Source organism: Streptomyces sp. NPDC056144, assembly GCF_042264145.1.
Classification (GTDB): domain Bacteria; phylum Actinomycetota; class Actinomycetes; order Streptomycetales; family Streptomycetaceae; genus Streptomyces.
Genome location: NZ_JBHJVF010000005.1, coordinates 398956 through 421146 on the forward strand (window position 1 = coordinate 398956; position 22191 = coordinate 421146).

Genomic DNA, 22191 nt, shown 5'->3' on the forward strand with positions numbered 1-22191 from the left:
TGTCAGGCCTGGGCGGCGGCGGCCGGCTCGGCGACCTTGGTGAGCAGGAACTCGGCCACCATCGACGGCGTCGGGTGGTCGAAGAGCAGCATCACGGGCAGCTCGACGGCGAGTTCCTCGGCGAGGCGGTTGCGCAGCTCCACGGCGGTCAGCGAGTTGAAGCCGACGTCGAAGAAGGCCTCGTCGTCGTCGACGTCGTCCGGCGTCGCGTGCCCGAGGACGGCGGCCGTCTCGGTCCGCACCAGGTCGAGCAGCGCCTCGACGCGCTCCTCGCCGGCCAGGCCGGCGATCCGCTCGGCGAACGATTCCTCGGACGACGTCATGGCGTTCTCCTTCTCGGGGTCGATGAGGTCTGCGGCCGACAGCTCCCCGGCGACGGCGCCGGAGGGCTGGACCTGCGCGAGCCAGTACTGGCGGCGCTGGAAGGGATAGGTGGGGAGTTCGACGTGGGCGGGCTTCGCCCCGCCGAGCGCCGGGGCCCAGTCGAGGACCGCGCCGCGCACGTGCAGTTCGGCGGCGGAGGTCAGGAAGCGCTGGAGGTCGCCGTCGTTCCGGCGGAGCGTCCCGCCGACCACGGTGGGGGCGCCGGCCCGGCTCTCGGCGATCTCGCGCACCGGCATGTTGAGCACCGGGTGGGCGCTGACCTCGACGAAGACCCGGAAGCCGTCGGCGACGAGCTGCTCGACGGACTCGCCGAAGCGGACCTGGTGGCGGAGGTTCTCGTACCAGTACGTGCGGTCCAGGCGGGTCCCGCCGTCGAGCCAGGTGGCGCGCAGGGTCGAGAACATCGGGATCTGCGGGGCGGTGGGCGCCAACCCGTCGAGCACGAGGGAAAGTTCGTCCTCGATCCGCTCGACGTGGCTCGTGTGGGAAGCGTAGTCCACGGGGATCTTGCGGGCGCGGACGCCCTCCGCCTCGTACGCGGCGTGCAGCTCGTCGAGGGCGTCGGCGTTTCCGGCGACCACGGTGGAGGTGGGGCCGTTGACGGCGGCGATCTCTATGCGGCCCGCGTAGGCGGTGAGGCGGTTCTCCACGTCCGCCAGCGGCAGAGGTACCGACATCATGCCGCCGAGACCGGCGAGGTGGGCGCCGATGGCCTGGCTGCGCAGGGTCACGACACGGGCGGCGTCGTCGAGGGTGAGCGCCCCCGCGATGTGGGCCGCCGCGATCTCGCCCTGGGAGTGGCCGATGACGGCGTCCGGGACGAGCCCGTGGTGCTGCCAGAGCCGCGCGAGGGACACCATGATGGCGAAGGAGGCGGGCTGGACGACGTCCACGCGGTCGAAGGCGGGGGCGTCGGGGGCCTGGCGGAGGACGTCGAGCAGGTTCCAGTCCACGTACGCGGACAGGGCCGTGGCGCACTCCTCGATCGCCGCGGCGAACACCGGGGAGGAGTCGAGGAGCGTGGCGCCCATGCCGGCCCACTGGTGGCCCTGGCCGGGGAAGACGAACGCCGTCTTGCCGTCCACGTCCGCCGTGCCCGAGACGACCAGCGGCGACGACTCGCCCGCGGCGAGCGCCTTCAGGCCGCCGTTGAGCTCCTCGCGGTCCGTGCCCACGACCACCGCGCGCCGGTCGAGCCGGGCCCGCCCGAAGGCGAGCGCGTGGCCGACCGCCACGGAGTCGAGCCGCTCGGCACCGGTGAGCAGCCGCTCCGCCTGGGCGCGCAGGGCGCCCGCGTTCTTGGCGGAGAGCAGCCAGGGGAGGGCCGCGGGGGCGGCCGAATCCTGAGCCGGCGCCTCCTCGACGGCCTTCTCCGGCGCCTGCTCGATGATGACGTGGGCGTTGGTGCCGCTCACGCCGAAGGAGGAGACGGCCGCCCGGCGCGGACGGTCGAGCTCCGGCCACGGGCGGGCCTCGGTGAGCAGCTCCACCGCGCCGGCCGACCAGTCGACCTTCGTCGACGGCTCGTCCACGTGCAGGGTCTTCGGCAGCACACCGTGGCGGATCGCCTCGACCATCTTGATGATGCCGGCGACACCGGCCGCCGACTGCGCGTGCCCGATGTTCGACTTGAGCGAGCCGAGCCACAGCGGCTGATCGGCGTCCCGCCCCTTGCCGTAGGTGGCCAGGAGCGCCTGGGCCTCGATCGGGTCGCCGAGCGTGGTGCCCGTGCCGTGCGCCTCGACCGTGTCGACGTCGGCGGCGGTCAGACCGGCGTTCTTGAGCGCGGCGCGGATCACCCGCTGCTGGGACGGGCCGTTGGGGGCGGTGAGGCCGTTGGAGGCGCCGTCCTGGTTGACCGCCGAACCGCGCACGACCGCGAGGACCGGGTGGCCCAGGCGCTCGGCGTCGGAGAGCCGCTCCACGAGGAGCACGCCGACGCCCTCGGCCCAGCCGGTGCCGTCGGCGGCCTCCGCGAAGGCCTTGCAGCGGCCGTCCTCCGACAGACCGCGCTGCGTCGAGAACTCGACGAAGACGCCCGGCGTGCCCATGACGGCGGCGCCGCCCGCGAGGGCCATGTCGATCTCGCCGTTGCGCAGCGCCTGCACCGCGAGGTGCAGGGCGACCAGCGAGGAGGAGCAGGCCGTGTCCACGGTGATCGCGGGGCCTTCGAGACCCAGCGTGTACGCGACGCGGCCCGAGGCCACGCTGCCGGAGTTGCCGGTCCCGAGGAAGCCCTCCAGGCCCTTCGGGGAGAACTCCAGACCCGGCGCGTAGTCGTGGTACATCACGCCCGAGTACACGCCGACCCGGCTGCCGCCGAGCGCGCTCGGGTCGATCCCGGCCCGCTCGAACGCCTCCCAGGAGGTCTCCAGGAGCAGCCGCTGCTGCGGGTCCATCGCGAGCGCCTCGCGCGGCGAGATCCCGAAGAAGCCGGCGTCGAACTCGCCCGCCTCGTGCAGGAACCCGCCCTCGCTGACGTACGAGGTCCCCGGCCGCTCCGGGTCCGGGTCGAAGAGCCGCTCCAGGTCCCAGCCCCGGGTCTCGGGGAAGCCGGAGACGGCGTCCCCGCCCGCGTCGACCAGGCGCCACAGCTCCTCGGGCGTCGACACCCCGCCGGGGAGCCGGCAGGCCATGCCGACCAGGGCGATCGGCTCGCGGGCCGCGTCCGTGATCCGCTGGTTCTCCAGCTTGAGCCGCTCGTTCTCCATGAGCGAGGCGCGCAGCGCCTCCACGAGCTTGTCGCTGGGCGTTCCCATCGTGTCCTCCACTGTCAACAGTCCGTAGGTATCGGTCGGTCGGCGTCAGTTGCCGATGGCGCCCAGGGCGCGGGCCACGAGATCGTCGGCGTCCATCGAGGCGATCCGGTCGAGTTCCTCGGCGGTGGCCGCCTCGGCCTCGGCGGTCGACTGCGCGGGGATCCCGTCGGCCTGGAGGTCGTCGGCCGTCGCGTCGGTGTCGGGGACCAGCTCGGAGAGCAGGTGCCGGGTCAGCGCGGCCGGGGTCGGGTAGTCGAAGATCAGCGTCGCCGGGAGGCGGATGCCGGTCGCCGTGGCGAGCCGGTTGCGCAGCTCGACGGCGGTGAGGGAGTCGAAGCCGACGTCCTTGAAGGGCTGTTCGGCCCGGATGGGCGTGTCGCCGAGGACGGTCGACGCGTGGCTCCGTACGAGGTCGAGCAGGCGGCGCTGCCGGTCGGCCACGGGGAGCGCGGCGAGCTGGTCGGCGAGGGACTCCTCGCCGGCCTCCGCGCTGTGCGCGGCCTTGCGGGGGACCCGGACGAGCCCCTGGAGGACGACCTGGAGGCTGCCGTCCGCCGCCGCCTGCCGCAGGGCGGGGAAGTTCATCTTGCTGGTGACGAGCGCCGGGTGCGGGGAGCGCAGGCCCGCGTCGAGGAGCGCCATGCCCTCCTCGGCGGTCAGCGCGGAGGCGCCCTGGCGGCTCATGCGGGTCTGGTCGCCGCTGTCCAGGTGCCCGGTCATGCCGCTCGCGTCGCCCCACAGGCCCCAGGCCAGGGAGACGGCCGGGGTGCCTTCGGCGCGGAGCTTGTGGGCGTATGCGTCGAGGGCGGCGTTGGCGGCGGCGTAGTTGGCCTGGCCGGGGTTGCCGAGGGTGCCGGCGGCGGAGGAGAAGAGGACGAAGGCGGCGAGGCCGAGGTCCTTCGTGGCCGCGTGGAGCACCTCGGCGGCGTCCGTCTTCGGGGTGAGGACGGTGTCGAGGTGGCGGGCGGTCTGGGCGGTGACGGTGGCGTCGTCGAGCACACCGGCCGTGTGGATGACGGCGGTGAGCGGGTGCGCCGGGTCGACCGTGGCGAGCAGGGCCGCGACCTGGCCGGCGTCGCCGGCGTCGGTCGCCGTGACGGTGACCGTCGCGCCGAGGGCCGTCAGCTCCGCGTGGAGTTCGGCGGCGCCCGGGGAGGCCGGGCCGCGACGGCTGATCAGCTGGAGGTGCTTGATGCCGTGCTCGGTGATCAGGTGGCGGGCGGTGAGGGCGCCGAGGGTGCCGGTGCCGCCGGTGATCAGGACCGTGCCGTCCGGGTCGAGCGGGCTGCCCGCCTCCGGGACGCTCGTGCGGGCCAGGCGCGGGACGGTGATCCTCCCGCCGGTCAGGGCGAGCTGGGGCTCGCCGGTGGCCAGCGCGGCCTTCAGGAGCGGGGCGGACCGGTCGTCGGTGTCGACCAGGACCAGGCGGTCCGGGTGCTCGTTCTGCGCGGTGCGGACCAGGCCCCACACGGCGGCCTGCGCCGGGTCGTCGAGCGCGCCCCGGGTCAGGACGACGAGACGGGTCTCGTCGGGGGCGGTGTCCAGGTGGGCCTGGACGGCGGTGAGGGCGTGGCCGGCCAGCGTCCGGACGTCCTCGGCGCCGCCGGTCAGGTCCAGGACCGGCCAGTCCGGGCTCTGCGCGGAGGCGGGAGCGGCGATCTCCTGCCACTCCAGGCGGAACAGGGAGTCCCGCAGCGGGTCCTGCCCCTCGCCGAGCCGGCTCGCGTCGACCGCGCGGAAGGTGAGGCCGCCGACCGTGGCGACGGGGGCGCCGGTGGCGTCGGCCGCCTCGATGACGACCGTCTCGCCGCCCTGCGGGGCCAGCCGGATCCGCAGCCGGTTCGCGCCGGTGGCGTGCAGGGCCACGCCGTTCCAGGAGAACGGCAGCAGCGTCGTGCCCTCGTCGGCCTGGGGGCCGGTGCCGAAGGCCGCCGTGTGCAGGGCCGCGTCGAGCAGCGCCGGGTGCAGGCCGAACGCGGCGGCCTCGTCGGCGGCCCCGTCCGGGAGCGCGACCTCGGCGAACAGCTCCTCGCCCCGGCGCCAGACCGCCCGCAGACCCTGGAACGCGGGCCCGTACTCGTACCCTGCCGCGAAGCGCAGGTCGTAGAAGTCCTCGACGGACAGCCCCTCGGCGCCCTTCGGCGGCCAGACGCCGAAGTCGTACGCCTCCGCCCGCGGGGCCGCCGACGCGGAGGTGAAGCCGGTGGCGTGGCGGACCCACGAACCGGCGGCCTCGGCGTCCTCGGCGCGCGAGTGGACGGTCACCGGGCGACGGCCGAACGTGTCGAGCGCGCCGACGGCCACCTGGACGCGGACCGCGCCCGAGGCCGGGAGCGTCAGCGGGGCCTCGATGACCAGCTCGTCGAGGACGCCGGTGCCCGCCTCGTCGCCGGCGCGGACGGCCAGCTCCACGAGCGCCGTGCCGGGCAGCAGGACGGTGCCCGCGACGGCGTGGTCGGCGAGCCACGGGTGGCTCTTCAGGGACAGCCGGCCGGTGGCCAGGATCCCGCCCGTGTCGGGGAGTTCGACCAAGGCGCCGAGCAGCGGGTGCTCCGCCGCGTCGAGCCCGGCGGAACCGACGTCGCCGGCCTTGTCGGACTTCTCCAGCCAGTAACGGCTGCGCTGGAAGGCGTACGTGGGCAGCTCGACCAGGCGCGGACGGGCGTCGGCGAGCGTCGGCGCCCAGTCGACCTCGACGCCCCGGACGTGCAGGCTCGCGAGCGAGGTGAGGAAGCGGGTCGTCGTGTCCTCGCCCCGGCGCAGGGTGCCGGTGGTGACGAAGGGGGAGTCGGCGTGGGTGTCCAGGACGTCCTGGACCGCCATGGAGACCACCGGGTGGGCGCTGACCTCGACGAAGACCCGGAAGTCCTCGGCGACGAGCTTCTCGACGGACTCGCCGAAGCGGACCTGGTGGCGCAGGTTGCTGTACCAGTACCCGGCGCCCATGGCGGTGGTGTCGAGCCAGTCCGCGTGCAGCGTCGAGAAGAGCGGGACCTCGGCCGCGCGGGGCGCCACCTCGGCGAGCACGCGGGCGAGTTCGTCCTCGATCCGCTCGACGTGGCTGGTGTGGGAGGCGTAGTCGACGGGGATCTTGCGGGCGCGGACGCCCTCCGCCTCGTACGCGGTGTGGAGTTCGTCGAGGGCGTCGGCGTCACCGGCGACGACCGTGGAGGTGGGGCCGTTGACGGCGGCGATCTCTATGCGGCCCGCGTAGGCGGTGAGGCGCGCCTCCACGTCCGCCAGCGGCAGCGGCACGGACATCATGCCGCCGAGTCCGGCGAGGTGGGCGCCGATGGCCTGGCTGCGCAGGGTCACGATCCGGGCGGCGTCGTCGAGGGTGAGCGCCCCCGCGATGTGGGCCGCGGCGATCTCGCCCTGGGAGTGGCCGATGACGGCGTCGGGGGTGACACCGTGGTGCTGCCAGAGCCGGGCCAGCGACACCATGATGGCGAAGGAGGCGGGCTGGACGACGTCCACGCGGTCGAAGGCGGGGGCGTCGGGGGTCTGGCAGACGACGTCGAGGAGGTTCCAGTCGACGTACGGCTCGAAGGCCTTGGCGCACTCCTCGATCGCCTCGGCGAAGACCGGGGAGGAGCCGATCAGGCGGGCGCCCATGCCGGCCCACTGGTGGCCCTGGCCGGGGAAGACGAACGCCGTCTTGCCGTCCACGTCGGCCGTGCCCGAGACCAGCTCGGCGGCCGGGGCGCCCGAGGCCAGCGCGCCGAGACCGGCGGCGAAACCTTCCTGCTCCTCGCCGATCACCACGGCACGCTCGGAGAAGAGCGCCCGGGAGGTCAGCAGGGTGTGCGCGACATCGGCGGGGGTCAGGCCGCCCGCGGCGGCGGCCAGCCGGCCGCCCTGCTCGCGCAGGGCCGCCGGGGACTTGGCGGAGAGCAGCCACGGGACGACACCGGGGGCCGTCGGCGTCTCGGCCGGGGCGGTGGCCTCCGGGGCCTGCTCGATGATGACGTGCGCGTTGGTGCCGCTCACGCCGAACGCCGAGACGGCGGCGCGGCGCGGGCGGGCCGTCTCGGGCCAGGCGCGGGCCTCGGTGAGGAGCTCGACGGCCCCCGCCTCCCAGTCGACCTTCGTCGACGGCTTGTCGACGTGCAGGGTCTTCGGGAGGACCCCGTGCCGGATCGCCTGGACCATCTTGATGATGCCGGCGACACCGGCCGCCGACTGGGCGTGCCCGATGTTCGACTTCAACGAGCCGAGCCACAGCGGCTGTTCGGCCTTGCGGCCCTTGCCGTAGGTGGCGAGGAGCGCCTGCGCCTCGATCGGGTCGCCGAGCGTGGTGCCCGTGCCGTGCGCCTCGACCGCGTCGACGTCGTCGCCGGTGAGCCCGGCGTTCTTGAGTGCGGCACGGATGACGCGCTGCTGGGAGGGGCCGTTGGGGGCGGTGAGACCGTTGGAGGCGCCGTCCTGGTTGACCGCCGTGCCGCGGACGACCGCGAGCACGGTGTGGCCGAGGCGCTCCGCGTCGGAGAGCCGCTCCACGAGGATGACGCCGACGCCCTCGGCCCAGCCGGTGCCGTCGGCGGCGTCGGCGAAGGCCTTGCAGCGGCCGTCGGTCGACAGACCGCGCTGACGGGAGAACTCCACGAAGGTGCCGGGCGTCGCCATGATGGCGGCGCCGCCCGCGAGCGCCATGTCGATCTCGCCGTCCCGCAGCGCCCGCACCGCGAGGTGCAGGGCGACCAGCGAGGACGAGCAGGCCGTGTCCAGGGTGAGGGACGGGCCTTCCAGGCCCAGGGTGTAGGAGACGCGGCCGGAGGCGACGGCGGGGGCCGTGCCGGTGCTCAGGTACCCCTCGACCTCGGCCGGGGCGTTCTCCATGTCCGTGGCGTAGTCGTGGTACATGACGCCGGAGTAGACGCCGACGCGGCTTCCCTTCAGCCCCGCCGGGTTGATGCCGGCCCGCTCGAAGGACTCCCAGGAGGCTTCGAGGAGCAGGCGCTGCTGCGGGTTCATCGACAGCGCCTCGCGCTGGTTGATGCCGAAGAACCCGGCGTCGAACTCGGTGGCGCCGTCGAGGAACCCGCCCTCGCTGACGTACGAGGTGCCCCGGCGCTCCGGGTCCGGGTCGAAGAGCCGCTCCAGGTCCCAGCCGCGGTCCTCGGGGAAGCCGGCGACGGCGTCGCCGCCGGCCTCGACGAGCCGCCACAGCTCGTCGGGGGTGGATATCCCGCCGGGGAGGCGGCAGGCCATCCCGACGATGGCGATGGGCTCGGCCTTGGCCGCCTCGGCGTCACGGAGACGCTTGTTGGCCGTCTTCAGGTCGACGAGGGCCCGCTTCAGGTAGTCGCGGAGCTTCTGGTTGTCGGTGTCGGTGGTGCTGGTGGCTGTCGTGTGGGACTCGTTGGACATGACCGGGTCTGCCCCTTCAAGGCGTCGGAGACGTCGTGGATGTCGGTGGATGGACGGCTGGGAACCAGGAGGGATCAGGAGAGGTCGAGTTCACCGTCCATGAGCGCGAACAGCTCGTCGTCGGTCGCCGACTCGATGTCGATGTCCAGGTCGAGGTCGATGCCGAGCTCGCCGGTGGACGGCTCGGACGGGGCCTCGTCGGCGTCGGGGGCCGCGTCGGTGAGGCCGAGCTCCTCGGTCAGCTGCTCCGCGAGCTCCCCGGGCGTCGGGTAGTCGAAGATCAGCGTGGCCGGCAGCCGGACCCCGGTCGCGGCGGCGAGGCGGTTGCGGAGCTCCACGGCGGCCAGGGAGTCGAAGCCGATCTCCTTGAACGCGCTCGAAGCGCCGATCGCCTTGGCGGTGGCGTGTCCGAGGACCGTCGCCGCCTCCGTGCGGACGAGTTCCAGGACGGCCTTGGAGCGTTCGGCGGCCGGCAGGGCCGCCAGGCGGTCGGTCAGGGACTCCTCGACGACCGTCGCCGTCCGGGCCGCCTTGCGGGGGGCGCGGACCAGGGACCGGAGCAGGGCAGGGATCCCGTCGGCGTCGGTGGCGGCCTGCCTGCGCAGACCCGCCAGGTCGAGCCGGGCGGTCACCAGGGCGGTGTCGTCCTTGGCGGCGAGGCCCGCGTCGAGCAGCGCGAGCGCCTGCTCGGTCGGCATCGCGGTGATGCCGGTGCGCTTGCCGCGCTTGAGGTCGGCCTCGCTCAGCTCGCCCGTCATGCCGCTCGCCTCGGCCCACAGGCCCCAGGCGAGGGAGACCGCCGGGGTGCCTTCGGCGCGGAGCCGGCCCGCGAGGGCGTCCACGTAGGTGTTGGCCGCCGCGTAGTTGGCCTGCCCGGGGTTGCCGAGCGTGCCCGCAGCCGAGGAGAAGAGGACGAAGGCGGCCAGGTCCTGGTCCTTCGTGGCCTCGTGGAGCCGGTGCGCCGCGTCGATCTTGGCGCGGAAGGCGGTGTCGAGCCGCTCCGGGGTCTGGGCGGTGATGACACCGTCGTCGAGCACACCGGCCGTGTGGATGACGGCGGTGAGCGGGTGCGCCGGGTCGACCGTCGCGAGCAGGGCCGCGAGCTGGTCGGGGTCGGTGGCGTCGGTCGCCGACACGGTGACGGTGGCGCCGAGGGCGGTGAGCTCCTGGCGGAGCTCCTCCGCGCCGGGCGCCGCGAGGCCGCGCCGGCTGATCAGCTGGAGGTGCTTGATGCCGTGCTCGGTGATCAGGTGGCGGGCGGTGAGGGCGCCGAGGGTGCCCGTACCGCCGGTGACGAGGACCGTGCCGTCCGGGTCGAGCGGGCTGCTCGTGTCCGCGACGGAGGTGCGGGCGAGGCGCGGGACGGTGATCTTCCGGTCCCGCAGGGCGAGCTGGGGCTCGCCGGTCGCCAGCGCGGAGCCGAGCAGCGAGGCCGACCGGGGGTCGGTGTCGACCAGGACCAGGCGGTCCGGGTGCTCGTTCTGCGCGGTGCGGACCAGGCCCCAGACGGCCGACTGGTCGGGGTTCTCCACCGCGTTGCGGGTGAGGACCACGAGCCGGCTGCCGTCGGGGTCGCCCGCCAGGTGGGCCTGGACGGCGGCGAGGACGCGGCCGGTGAGGGCCCGCACCTCCTCGGTGCTCTCCGTCAGGTCCAGGACCGGCCAGTCGGCTCCGGCGGTGGTGCCGGGGGCGGCGATCTCCTGCCACTCGACGCGGAACAGGGCGTCCTTCAGCCGGTCCTGCTCGCCGCCCAGCTGCGCCGGGTCGACGGCCCGGAAGGCGAGCGAGCCGACCGTGGCGACGGGGGCGCCGGTGGCGTCCGCCGCCTCGACGGCGACGGTGTCGCCGCCCCGGGGGGTGATGCGGACCCGCAGGCGGGCCGCGCCGGCGGCGTGCAGGGTGACCCCGTTCCAGGCGAACGGGAGCAGGACCTGTCCTGCCTCCGTCTCGGCGACCGCGCCGAAGCTGGTCGTGTGCAGGGCCGCGTCGAGCAGCGCCGGGTGCAGACCGAACGCGGCGGCCTCGGCGGCGGCCTCGTCCGGCAGGGCGACCTCGGCGAACAGCTCCTCGCCCCGGCGCCACACCGTCCGCAGGCCCTGGAACAGCGGGCCGAACTCGTGGCCCGCGGCGGCCTGCCGGTCGTAGAAGCCGTCGATGTCGACGGGCTCCGCGTCCGCCGGCGGCCAGGCCGTCAGCGTCTGCGCGGGCGCCTGCCCGGCGGAGGTGAGGGAGCCGGTGGCGTGCCGGACCCACTCGTCGGTGCCGTCGGCCCCTTCCGTACGGGAGTGGATGCCGACCGTGCGGCGGCCCTCGCCGTCGGCGGCGCCGACCAGGACGCGGACCTCGACGCTGCCGCGCTCCGGGAGGACCATCGGCGACTGGAGCACCAGCTCCTCCAGGACCCCGGCGTCGATCTGGTCGCCGGTGCGGACGGCCAGCTCGACGAGCGCGGTGCCCGGCACGAGGACCGTGCCCGACTTGGCGTGGTCGGCGAGCCAGGCGTGGCTCTTGAGGGAGAGCCGGCCGGTGGCCAGGACCCCGCCGTCCTCGGGGAGTTCGACGACCGCGCCGAGCAGCGGGTGTTCGGCGGAGGCGAGGCCGAGCCCGGCCACGTCCGTCGTGCCGGCCGTCGCCTCGGCCCAGTACCGCTCGCGCTGGAAGGCGTACGTCGGCAGGTCGACGCGGGCGGCGCCGGTCCCGTCGAAGGCGGCGGACCAGTCGGCGCGGGTGCCGTGGACGTACAGCCCGGCGAGGGCGGCGAGGAGGGTGCGCGGCTCGGAGCGCTCGCGGCGCAGACCCGGCACGAGGACCTCGGAGCCGTTCGCCGAGGCGTCGGCGTCGAGCGTCTCGCGGGCCATCGCCGTCAGGACGGCGTCCGGGCCGATCTCCAGGAAGCGGGTGGTGCCCGCGGCCCGCAGGTCGCGCACGGCGTCGGCGAACCGCACCGGCTGCCGGACGTGGTCCGCCCAGTAGTCGGCGGTGCCGAGCCGGTCCAGGCCGACGCCGGTGCCGGTCAGGGTGGAGACCACGGGGATACGGGGCTCCGCGTACGAGAGTCCGGCGGCGATCTTCCGGAACTCGGCGAGCATCGGCTCCATGCGGGCCGAGTGGAAGGCGTGGCTGACCCGGAGGCGCTTCGTCTTCCAGCCCTTCGCCTTGCAGACCTCGGCGACCGCGAGGACCGCGTCCTCGTCGCCCGAGATCACCAGGGCCGAGGGCCCGTTGACCGCCGCGACGCCCGCCCGGCCGTCGGCCGGCAGCAGCGGGAGCAGCTCGGCCTCGGTCGCCTGGACGGCGACCATCGCGCCGCCCTCGGGCAGGGCCTGCATGAGCCGGCCGCGCGCGGCGACCAGGGCGGCACCGTCGGCGAGCGAGTAGACGCCCGCCACGTGGGCGGCGGCCAGTTCGCCGATCGAGTGACCGGCGACCGCGTCGGGCCGTACGCCCCAGGACTCGACGAGGCGGAACAGGGCGACCTGGGCGGCGAACAGCGCGGACTGGGTGTAGACCGTGCGGTGCAGCAGCTCGGCGGCCGGGGTGTCGGTCTCGGCGAACACCACGTCCTTGACGGGGAGTTCGACGTGACCGGCGGCGACCAGGTGCGTGTCGAGCTCGGCGCAGGCCGCGTCGAAGGCCTCCGCGTACACCGGGTACTGGTCGTACAGCTCGCGGCCCATGCCGGTCCGCTGGCTGCCCTGGCCGGTGAAGAGGAACGCCGTACGGCCCGCGGCGGGGGCGCCGCCGACGACCGAGCCCGGGAGCGCGCCGGAGGCGAGTCCGTCGAGCCCGGCGAGCAGCTCCTCGCGGTCGGCCGCCACGACGACGGCCCGGTGGTCGAGCTCGGCGCGGGAGGCGGCCAGGGAGTACGCGACGTCCGCGAACTCGGACCGGGTGGTGCGCCCGCTGTCGCGGAGCCACTCGGCGAGGCGCGCGGCCTGACCGGCCAGCGCCTCGGGGGACTTGGCGGACAGGACGTAGGGGATGACCTCGGCGGGTTCCCGTACGGCCGCCGCCTCGGGGGCCCTCTCCGGGGCCTGCTCGATGATGACGTGGGCGTTGGTGCCGCTCACGCCGAAGGAGGAGACGGCCGCGCGGCGCGGACGGTCCACCTCGGGCCACGGGCGGGCCTCCGTGAGGAGCTCCACCGCGCCGGCCGACCAGTCGACCTTCGTCGACGGCTCGTCCACGTGCAGGGTCTGCGGCAGGACGCCGTGCCGGATCGCCTGGACCATCTTGATCACGCTCGCGGCGCCGGCGGCGCCCTGCGTGTGCCCGATGTTCGACTTGAGCGAGCCGAGCCACAGCGGCTCCCGGTCCGCGTCGCGGTCCTGGCCGTAGGTGGCGAGCAGCGCCTGCGCCTCGATCGGGTCGCCGAGCCGCGTGCCCGTGCCGTGCGCCTCGATCGCGTCGACCTCGGAGCCGGTCAGACCGGCGTCCTGGAGGGCGGCGCGGATCACGCGCTGCTGCGAGGGGCCGTTGGGGGCGGTGAGGCCGTTGGACGCGCCGTCCTGGTTGACCGCCGTGCCCTTCACGACCGCGAGGACCGGGTGGCCGAGCCGCTCGGCGTCGGAGAGCCGCTCGACGAGCAGCAGCGCCACGCCCTCGGCCCAGCCGGTGCCGTCGGCGGCGTCGGCGAAGGCCTTGCAGCGGCCGTCGGTCGACAGACCGCGCTGGCGGGAGAACTCCACGAAGGCGTCCGGGGTCGTCATCAGCGCGACACCGCCGGCGAGCGCCATCGTCGACTCGCCGGTGCGCAGCGACTGCGCGGCCAGGTGGAGCGCGACGAGCGAGGAGGAGCAGGCCGTGTCGACCGTGAGGGCCGGGCCTTCGAGGCCGAAGGTGTACGAGATGCGGCCGGAGGCGACGCTGCCGGACGTGCCGGTCAGCCGGTAGCCCTCCAGCTCGCCCGCGCCGTGCTGCATCCGCAGGATGTAGTCGCGGTCGTTGACGCCGACGAAGACGCCGACGCGCTCGCCGCCCAGACCGGTCGGGTCGATGCCCGCCCGCTCGAACGTCTCCCAGGTCGTCTCCAGGAGGAGCCGCTGCTGCGGGTCCATGGCGACGGCCTCGCGCGGCGAGATCCCGAAGAACCCGGCGTCGAACACGGTCGCCGTGTCCAGGAACGCCCCGTGCTTGGCGTACGAGGTCCCCAGGTGCTCCGGGTCCTCGTGGTAGAGCGCCTCCAGGTCCCAGCCGCGGTCCTGCGGGAGCCCGCCGATGATGTCGGCGCCGTCGGCGACGATCCGCCACAGCTCCTCGGGGCCGTCCGCGCCGCCGGGGAAGCGGCAGCCCATGGCGACGATCACGATCGGGTCGTCGTCCTCGGAGGCCGTCGTACGGCCCAGCTCCTTCACGGCCTGCTCGGGCTCGTCGCCGACCAGGTCGGCGAGGAGCTTGCGGGCGAGGACGGTGGGCGTCGGGTAGTCGAAGACCAGCGTGGTGGGCAGGGTGAGCCCGGCCCGCTTGCCGATGCGGTTGCGCAGCTCGACGGCGGTCAGCGAGTCGAAGCCCAGCTCCTTGAAGGCGCGCTTCTCGTCGATGGCGTCGGCGGTCGCGTGCCCGAGGACGGTCGCGGCCTCGGCCCGCACGATGTCCACGAGGGTCCGCTCGCGCTCGGCGGGGGCGAGCCCGGCGAGCCGCTCCGCCAGGGCGTTCCCGCCGCCGGCGGTGGCGGCGGGACCGGCCTGCGCGGCGACCCGGCGCAGCGGCCGGACGAGGCCGCGGAGCAGCGGCGGGACCGGGTCCGTGACCGAGCGGGCGCGGAGCCCGGCGAGGTCGAGCCGGGCGGCGACGAACGCGGCCTCGGGGGAGCGGAATCCGGCGTCGAGGAGCGCCATGCCGGCCTCGGCGGAGAGGCCGAGCATGCCGTCCCTGCGGTGGCGCTGGAGCGCCGCCTCGTCGAGGTGGGCGGTCATGCCGCTGACGTCGGACCAGTAGCCCCAGGCGAGCGAGGTCGCCGGGGTGCCTTCGGCGCGCAGCTGGTGGGCGTAGGCGTCGAGGGCGGCGTTGGCGGCGGCGTAGTTGGCCTGGCCGGGGTTGCCGAGGGTGCCGGCGGCGGAGGAGAAGAGCACGAAGGCGGACAGGTCCAGGTGCTTCGTGGCCGCGTGGAGCACCTCGGCCGCGTCGATCTTGGCGCGGAAGGCGGTGTCGAGCCGCTCGGGGGTCTGGGCGGTGATGACGCCGTCGTCGAGGACACCGGCCGTGTGGATGACGGCGGTGAGCGGGTGGGCCGGGTCGATCCCGGCGACCAGCGCCGTGACCTGGTCGAGGTCGGTCGCGTCGACGGCCTTGACGGTGACCGTCGCGCCGAGGGCGGTGAGCTCCTGGCGCAGCTGGTCGGCGCCCGGGGTCTCCGGGCCGCGGCGGCTGATCAGGAGGAGGTGGCGGATGCCGTGCTCGGTGATCAGGTGGCGGGCGGTGAGGGCTCCGAGGGTGCCGGTGCCGCCGGTGATCAGGGCCGTGCCGTCGGCGTACAGCGGGCTCGCGGTGCCGGGGACGGTGGTGCGGGCCAGGCGGGGGACGGTGATCTTCCCGCCGGTCAGGGCGAGCTGCGGTTCGCCGGTGGCGAGGGCCGCGTGGAGCAGGCCCGCCGACTCGACGTCCGTGTCGACCAGGACCAGCCGGTCCGGGTGCTCGTTCTGCGCCGTGCGGACGAGACCGCGTACGGCGGCCTGGGCCGGGCTGTCGACCGCGCCCCGGGTGAGGACCACGAGCCGGGTGTCGTCGGGGTCGGTGGCCAGGTGGGCCTGGACGAGGGCGAGGGCGCGGGCCGTGACGGTCCGCACGTCCTCGGTGTTCTCGGTCAGGTCCAGGAGCGGCCACCGCTCGCCGGCGGTGGTGCCGGGCGCGGCGGTCTCCTGCCACTCCACGCGGAAGAGCGAGTCCCGCAGGGAGTCGCCGCCGCCCGCGAGACGGGCCGAGTCGACCGCGCGGTAGGTGAGTTCGCGCACCGACAGGACGGGGGAGCCCGCCGAGTCGGCCGCCGCCAGGGTGACCGAGCCGTCGCCGTGCGGGCTGACGCGGACCTGGAGGCGGGCCGCGCCCGACGCGTACAGGGAGACCCGGCGCCAGGTGTGCGGGAGCAGCACCTTGCCGTCGCGGGCGGCGGAGCCGAGCGGGCCGAAGGCCGCGACCGACAGGGCCGCGTCGAGCAGCGCCGGGTGCAGGCCGAAGGCGGTCGCGTCACCCGCGAGCTCCTCGGGCAGCGCCACCTCGGCGTACACCTCGTCGCCGTGGCGCCAGACCTTCCGCAGCCCCTCGGCGAGGCCCTCGACGTCGACGGCCTCGGCGCTCTGCGGCGGGCGGACCGTGAAGTCCCCGGCGAACGAGGGGGCCTGGGCGGCGAGGTGGCCGATCGCGTTCCGCGTCCAGTCGTCCGAGTCGTCGGTACGGGAGTGGACGCTGACCGCGCGAAGACCGGTCTCCCCGGCCGCGCCGACCTGGACGCGGACCCGGACGGCACCGCGCTCGGGCAGGACGAGCGGCTCCTCCAGGACCAGTTCCTCGATCATTCCGGCGGACACGTGGTCACCGGCGCGCACCGCGAGCTCGAAGAGGACCGAGCCGGGGACGGCGGAGGACCCGCCGGCCGCGTCGGCGGCCAGCCACGGGTGCGTCTTCAGGGACAGCAGGCCCGTCGCCAGGACACCGCCGGAGCCGGGGAGTTCGACGAGCGCGCCGAGCAGCGGGTGCTCCTCGGTCGCCAGGCCGAGCGCGCCCGCGTCCGTGCTGCCGGTGCCCTCCAGCCAGTAACGGCGGCGCTGGAACGGGTAGGTGGGCAGCTCGACCCGGGCCGGGTGGGCCTCGGTGAGCACGGTCCGCCAGTCGAGCGCCACGCCGCGGACGTGCAGCTCGGCGGCGGAGGTCAGGAAGCGCTGGAGGTCGCCGTCGTTCCGGCGCAGCGAACCGCTGGTCACCCAGGGGCCGTCGGCCCGCGCCTCCAGGATCTCCTGGACCGGCATGCTGAGCACCGGGTGGGCGCTGACCTCGACGAACGCGCGGAATCCGGCGTCGACGAGCTGGGCGACGGACTCGCCGAAGCGGACCTGATGGCGGAGGTTCGCGTACCAGTAGCCGCCGTCGAGGACGGTGTCGCCGTCGAGCCACGCGCCCCGCAGGGTGGAGAACATCGGGATGCGGGGGGAGGAGGGAGCCAACCCGTCGAGGACGCGGGCGAGTTCCTCCTCGATCCGCTCGACGTGGCTGGTGTGCGAGGCGTAGTCGACGGGGATCTTGCGGGCGCGGACGCCCTCCGCCTCGTACGCGGTGTGCAGTTCGTCGAGGGCGTCGGCGTTTCCGGCGACGACCGTGGAGCCGGGGCCGTTGACGGCGGCTGTCTCGATGCGGCCGTCGAAGTCGGCGATACGGGCCTCGACCTCGGCCAGCGGCAGCGGCACGGACATCATGCCGCCGAGGCCCGCGAGGTGGGCGCCGATGGCCTGGCTGCGCAGGGTGACCACGCGGGCGGCGTCGTCCAGGGACAGGGCCCCGGCGACGTACGCCGCGGCGATCTCGCCCTGCGAGTGGCCGACGACGGCGTCGGGCACGAGCCCGTGGTGCTGCCAGAGCCGCGCGAGGGACACCATGATGGCGAAGGAGGCGGGCTGGACGACGTCCACGCGGTCGAAGGCGGGGGCGTCGGGGGCCTGGCGGAGGACGTCGAGCAGGTTCCAGTCGACGTACGGGGCGAAGGCCGCCGCGCACTCCTCGACCGCCGCGGCGAAGACGGGCGAGTCCTCGACGAGCCGCGCGCCCATGCCGGCCCACTGGTGGCCCTGGCCGGGGAAGACGAACGCGGTCTTGCCGTGGACGTCGGCCGTGCCCGTGACGAGCTCGGCGGCCGGCTCACCGGCCTCCAGGGCCGCGAGACCCGCGACCAGGGCGTCCTTGTCGGCCGAGACGACCACGGCCCGCTGGTCGAGCGCGGCCCGCGTGAAGGCGAGCGCGTGCGCCAGGTCCGAACGGTCCGCGCCCCGGGCGACGGCGGCGAACTGGCCCGCCTGGGCCCGCAGGGCGTCCTGCGACTTGGCGGAGACCAGCCACGGGGTGACCGCGGCGGCCGCGCGGCCCTTGTCCTCGCCGGCGGGGGAGGAGTCCGGGGCCTGCTCGATGATGACGTGGGCGTTGGTGCCGCTGACGCCGAAGGAGGAGACGGCCGCGCGGCGCGGACGGTCCACCTCGGGCCAGGCGCGGGCCTCGGTCAGGAGCTCCACGGCCCCCGCCTCCCAGTCGACCTTCGTCGACGGGCGGTCGATGTGGAGGGACTGCGGCAGGACGCCGTTGCGGATCGCCTGGACCATCTTGATGACACCGGCGACACCGGCCGCCGACTGCGCGTGCCCGATGTTCGACTTGAGCGAGCCGAGCCACAGCGGCTCCTGGGCCGCGTCGCGGTCCTGGCCGTAGGTGGCGAGCAGCGCCTGCGCCTCGATCGGGTCGCCGAGCATGGTGCCCGTGCCGTGGCCCTCGACCACGTCCACGTCCCCGCTCGTCAGGTGCGCGTTGGCCAGTGCCTGGCGGATCACCCGCTGCTGCGAGGGGCCGCTCGGCGCGGTGAGGCCGTTGGAGGCGCCGTCCTGGTTGACCGCCGAACCGCGCACGACCGCGAGGACCGGGTGGCCCAGGCGCTCGGCGTCGGAGAGCCGCTCCAGGAGGAGGACGCCGACGCCCTCGGCCCAGCCGGTGCCGTCGGCGGCCTCGGCGTACGGCTTGCAGCGGCCGTCGGGGGCCAGCGCCCGCTGCCGGGAGAACTCGACGAACGAGGTGGGCTCGGCCATCAGCGCGACACCGCCCGCGAGCGCCATCGTGCACTCGCCGTTGCGCAGCGACTGCGCGGCCAGGTGCAGGGCGACGAGCGAGGAGGAGCAGGCCGTGTCGACGGTGAGCGCCGGGCCTTCGAGGCCGAAGGTGTACGAGACGCGGCCGGAGGCGACGCTGCCCGCCGAGCCGGTGCCCCGGTACCCCTCCAACTCCTCGGGAGCGCCCGTCACATGGGTGCCGTAGTCGTGGTACATGACGCCGGAGAAGACGCCGACGGGCTCGCCGCGCAGCCGCGACGGGTCGATGCCCGCCCGCTCCAGGGCCTCCCAGGAGGTCTCCAGGAGGAGCCGCTGCTGCGGGTCCATGGCGGTCGCCTCGCGCGGCGAGATGCCGAAGAACTCGGCGTCGAAGTCGGCCTGGTCGTACAGGAAGCCGCCCTCGCGGACGTACGAGGATCCCGGCCGGCCGCCCTCGGGGTCGTACAGCTCCTCCAGGTTCCAGTCGCGGTCCTCGGGGAAGCCGGAGACCGCGTCGCGGGCCTCGGCGACGAGCCGCCACAGCTCCTCGGGGGAGGTGACCCCGCCGGGCAGGCGGCAGGCCATGCCGACGATGGCGATCGGCTCGTCGGAGCCGGCGACCTCGGGGCGGACCTCCTCGACGGCGGCCTGGATGCCGTTGAGCTCCGAGTGGAGCAGGCGGGCGACGGCCCCCGGGGTCGGGTGGTCGAAGGCGAGGGTCGCGGGCAGCTTGAGACCGGTGGTCTCGGTGAGACGGTTGCGCAGGGCGACGGCGTGCAGCGAGGTGAAGCCGAGCTCCTTGAAGGCGCGCTCGGGGCCGACCTTGTCGATGGAGCCGAGGTCGATGACGCGGGCCGCCTCGGTGCGGACGATGTCGAGGAGGACGCGGACCTGCTCCGGCTCGGGGAGCGGCGCGAGGCGCTCGCGGAGGGCCTCGGCGATCGAGGTGTCGGCGGTCGCGGGCGTCGCGGAGGTGTCGATGAGGCCGGTGAGCAGGACGTTCACCGAGCCGGTCGCGAGGGTCGCGGTGTCGAGGCGCATCGGCAGGCAGTGCGCCTGGCCGCCGAGGAGGGCCGCGTCGAACATGGCGAGGCCCTCGGCGGTGGTGAGCGTGCCGACGCCCGGCTCGTCCGAGCCGCCGTCGGTGACGGCCGGCTCCCAGGGGCCCCAGCCGAGCGACAGCGCGGGGAGGCCGCGGTCGGCGCGGTGCTGCGCGAGGGCGTCGAGGAAGGTGTGGAAGGCGGCCCGGCCGCCTTCGCCCGCCGCGCCGAGGAGCGTGTCCGCGGAGGAGCAGACGACGAACGCGGCGAGGTCGTGGGCGCGGGACAGCTCGTGCAGGTGGAGCAGGGAGCCGACGGCGGAGGCGAGCGCCCGGTCCGGGCGGTCCGCGAGCGCGGTCTGCCAGCCGTGCGCGTGGACGACGGCGGTGACCGGGCGTCCGGCCTGGTCGAGGGTGGCGGCGAGCGCGGCCCGGTCGGTCAGGTCGCAGACGGTCGCGCGGACCTTCGCGCCCAGCCGCGTCAGCTCGGCCGCGAGGCCGGTGACGCGCTCGTCGGCGGCGTCGTGCGAGGTGATCAGGAGGACGTGCCGGATGCGGTGGCCGGTCACCAGGTGGCGGGCGATCTCCGCGGCCTCCGGGCTCTCGGCGCCGGTGACGACGACGGCGCCCTGCGGGTCGAGGACCCGCCGCTCGGCCGGGTCGGCGCTCGCCGCGACCCGGGCGAGCCGGGGGACGAGCGGGACGCCGGTGCGCAGCGCGAGCTGCGGCTCGCCGGAGGCCAGGGCCGAGGGCAGCGCCTCCAGGGAGGCGGGGGCCTCGTCGAGGTCGAGGAGGAGCAGGCGGCCCGGGTGGGTGGCCTGGAGGGAGCGCAGGAGGCCCCAGACGGGGGCGTGCGCGATGTTGTGGAGGGTCTCGCGGGGCCCGGCGATGACGGCGCCGCGGGTGGCGACGGCGAGCCGGGTGTTGGCGAGGCGCTCGTCGCCGAGCCAGGCCTCGACGCGGGCGGCGAGCTCCTCGACGGTACGGCCGACGGCGCCCGCGAACTCGGCGGCGGAGGCGGCCTGCGGGACGTCGAGGCCGAGGACGACGGTGCCGGGGACGGCCGCGCCGGCCTCGGCGAGCCGCTCGTCGAGGGCGGTGGCGAGGGCCTCCGCGTCGGCGCCGGTGACCAGCCAGTGCTCGGCGGCCCCCGTGGCCTCCGAGACGTCCTGGGCGGTGCCGCCGGTCAGCGGGATCCAGTCGAGGCGCAGCAGCGACTCGAAGTGGCTGGCGTTCGCCGCCCGCAGCCGCATGGGACGGCTGAGCAGCTTGTGGCGGGTGATCTTGCCGGACTGGGTACGGGGGATGGACTCGGTCTCGTACAGCTCCTCGGGCACCTTGAAGTAGGCGAGCCGCTCGCGGCAGGCGGCGTAGAGGAGTTCGGGGTCCAGGCCCTCGGGGCCGGGGACGACGAAGGCGACCGGGACCTCGCCGAGCACGTCGTGCGGCTTGGCGACGACGGCGACGTCGGCGACGCCCGGCACGGACCGCAGGACCTCCTCGACCTCGCCGGGGTGGATGTTCTCGCCGCCGCGGATGATGAGTTCCTTCAGGCGGCCGGTGATGCGGAAGTACCCGGCGACGTCACGGCGGGCCAGGTCGCCGGTGCGGTACCAGCCGTCGACGAGCGCCTCGGCGGTCGCCTTCGGGTCGTTGTGGTAGCCGACCATGACGTTCGGGCCGCTGACCCAGACCTCGCCCTCCTCGCCGGTGGGCACGTCGTTGCCGGTGTTCGGGTCGACCAGACGGACGTTCACGCCGGGTACGGGGATGCCGCAGGAGCCCTCGACACGGTCGCCGGTCGGCCACTTCATGGTGATGGAGCCGCAGGTCTCCGTGGAGCCGTACGCGTCGAGCAGCTTCGCCCCGTACAGCTCCTCGAAGCGGGTGTGCAGGTCGGCCGAGGTGACCGAGCCGCCGACCAGGCACATGCGCAGCCGGGGCGCCTGGAAGCCCTTGCGGGAGGCGGCCGCGACCAGCTGGTGGTACATGGTGGGCACGCCGGCCAGGAAGGTGGAGTTCTCCTCGCGGAGCGCGGCGAGGACGTCGTCGGCGGCGAAGCCGTCGACCAGCCGGGCCGAGGCGCCGACCGTGGTCACCGCGACGACGCAGACGATGTGCGACAGGCTGTGGAACAGCGGCAGCGGCCACAGCACCCGGTCGTCGGCGGAGAGTTCGGGGATCGGGACGTAGCTGGCGCTCACCGACCACAGCGCGTTGCGCTGGGTGGACAGGACGCCCTTGGGCTTGCCGGTGGTGCCGGAGGTGTAGAGCATCCAGGCCACGTCGTCGAGGCCCAGGTCGTCCCGGGCCGGGGTGGCGGGCGCGGTCGTCGCGAGCGTCTCGAAGGAGGCGCCGCCGGCCGGCGGGCGGCCGTTGCCGGTCACCACGATCCGCACCGGGCTCCCGGCGCCGAGCACCCGCCGCACCTGGTCGACGTGGGCCGGGTCGGTGATGACCACGCGGGCACCGCTGTCGGTCAGCAGGTGGGTCAGCTCGGCGTCGGTGGAACGCGGGTTGAGCGGGACGCCGATCGCGGCGGCCCGCACGATGGCCAGGTAACTCTCGACGGTCTCCACGCGGTTGCCCAGGAGGATGGCCGCACGGTCGCCCGGCTGGAGGCGCAGCGCCGCGAGGTGGCCGGCGATCCGGCCGGTCCGCTCGGCGAGCTGCGCCCAGCTGACGGAACGCTCGGAATCGCGGTAGGCCACCTTGTTCCCGAAACGCTTCGCGTGCGCCGTGAGCAGTTCCGGCAACGGTCGGATCAGCTCGGTTCGCAGCATGTCCACACACCCCTCGATAACGCGACGGAAACAACGAATAACGCTCTACGGATCTCTACAGATCTCAACCGATCACGAAG

The 22191-nt window shown here is 74.9% G+C and carries 2 protein-coding genes and 1 pseudogene; all 3 read right to left on the reverse strand.

What is annotated here, in order from left to right:
• Window positions 1–2: 2 nt before the first annotated feature.
• Window positions 3–3143 (reverse strand): type I polyketide synthase, encoded by a 3141-nt coding sequence (locus tag ACFC0Z_RS18470; protein ID WP_376438730.1) that lies wholly within the window; start codon window positions 3141–3143, stop codon window positions 3–5.
• A gap of 45 nt (window positions 3144–3188) precedes the next feature.
• Window positions 3189–8468 (reverse strand): annotated as a pseudogene (locus ACFC0Z_RS18475) (type I polyketide synthase); the annotation flags it as partial.
• 119 nt (window positions 8469–8587) lie between these two features.
• Complete coding sequence (locus ACFC0Z_RS18480) at window positions 8588–22111, reverse strand: SDR family NAD(P)-dependent oxidoreductase (RefSeq protein ID WP_376438732.1); 13524 nt, start codon at window positions 22109–22111, stop codon at window positions 8588–8590.
• Window positions 22112–22191 lie beyond the last annotated feature (80 nt).

Coding starts and splice junctions, on each gene's coding strand:
- ACFC0Z_RS18470 (WP_376438730.1), bottom strand. CDS start 3,143: ATGGGAACGCCCAGCGACAAGCTCGTGGAGGCGCTGCGCGCCTCGCTC.
- ACFC0Z_RS18480 (WP_376438732.1), bottom strand. CDS start 22,111: ATGCTGCGAACCGAGCTGATCCGACCGTTGCCGGAACTGCTCACGGCG.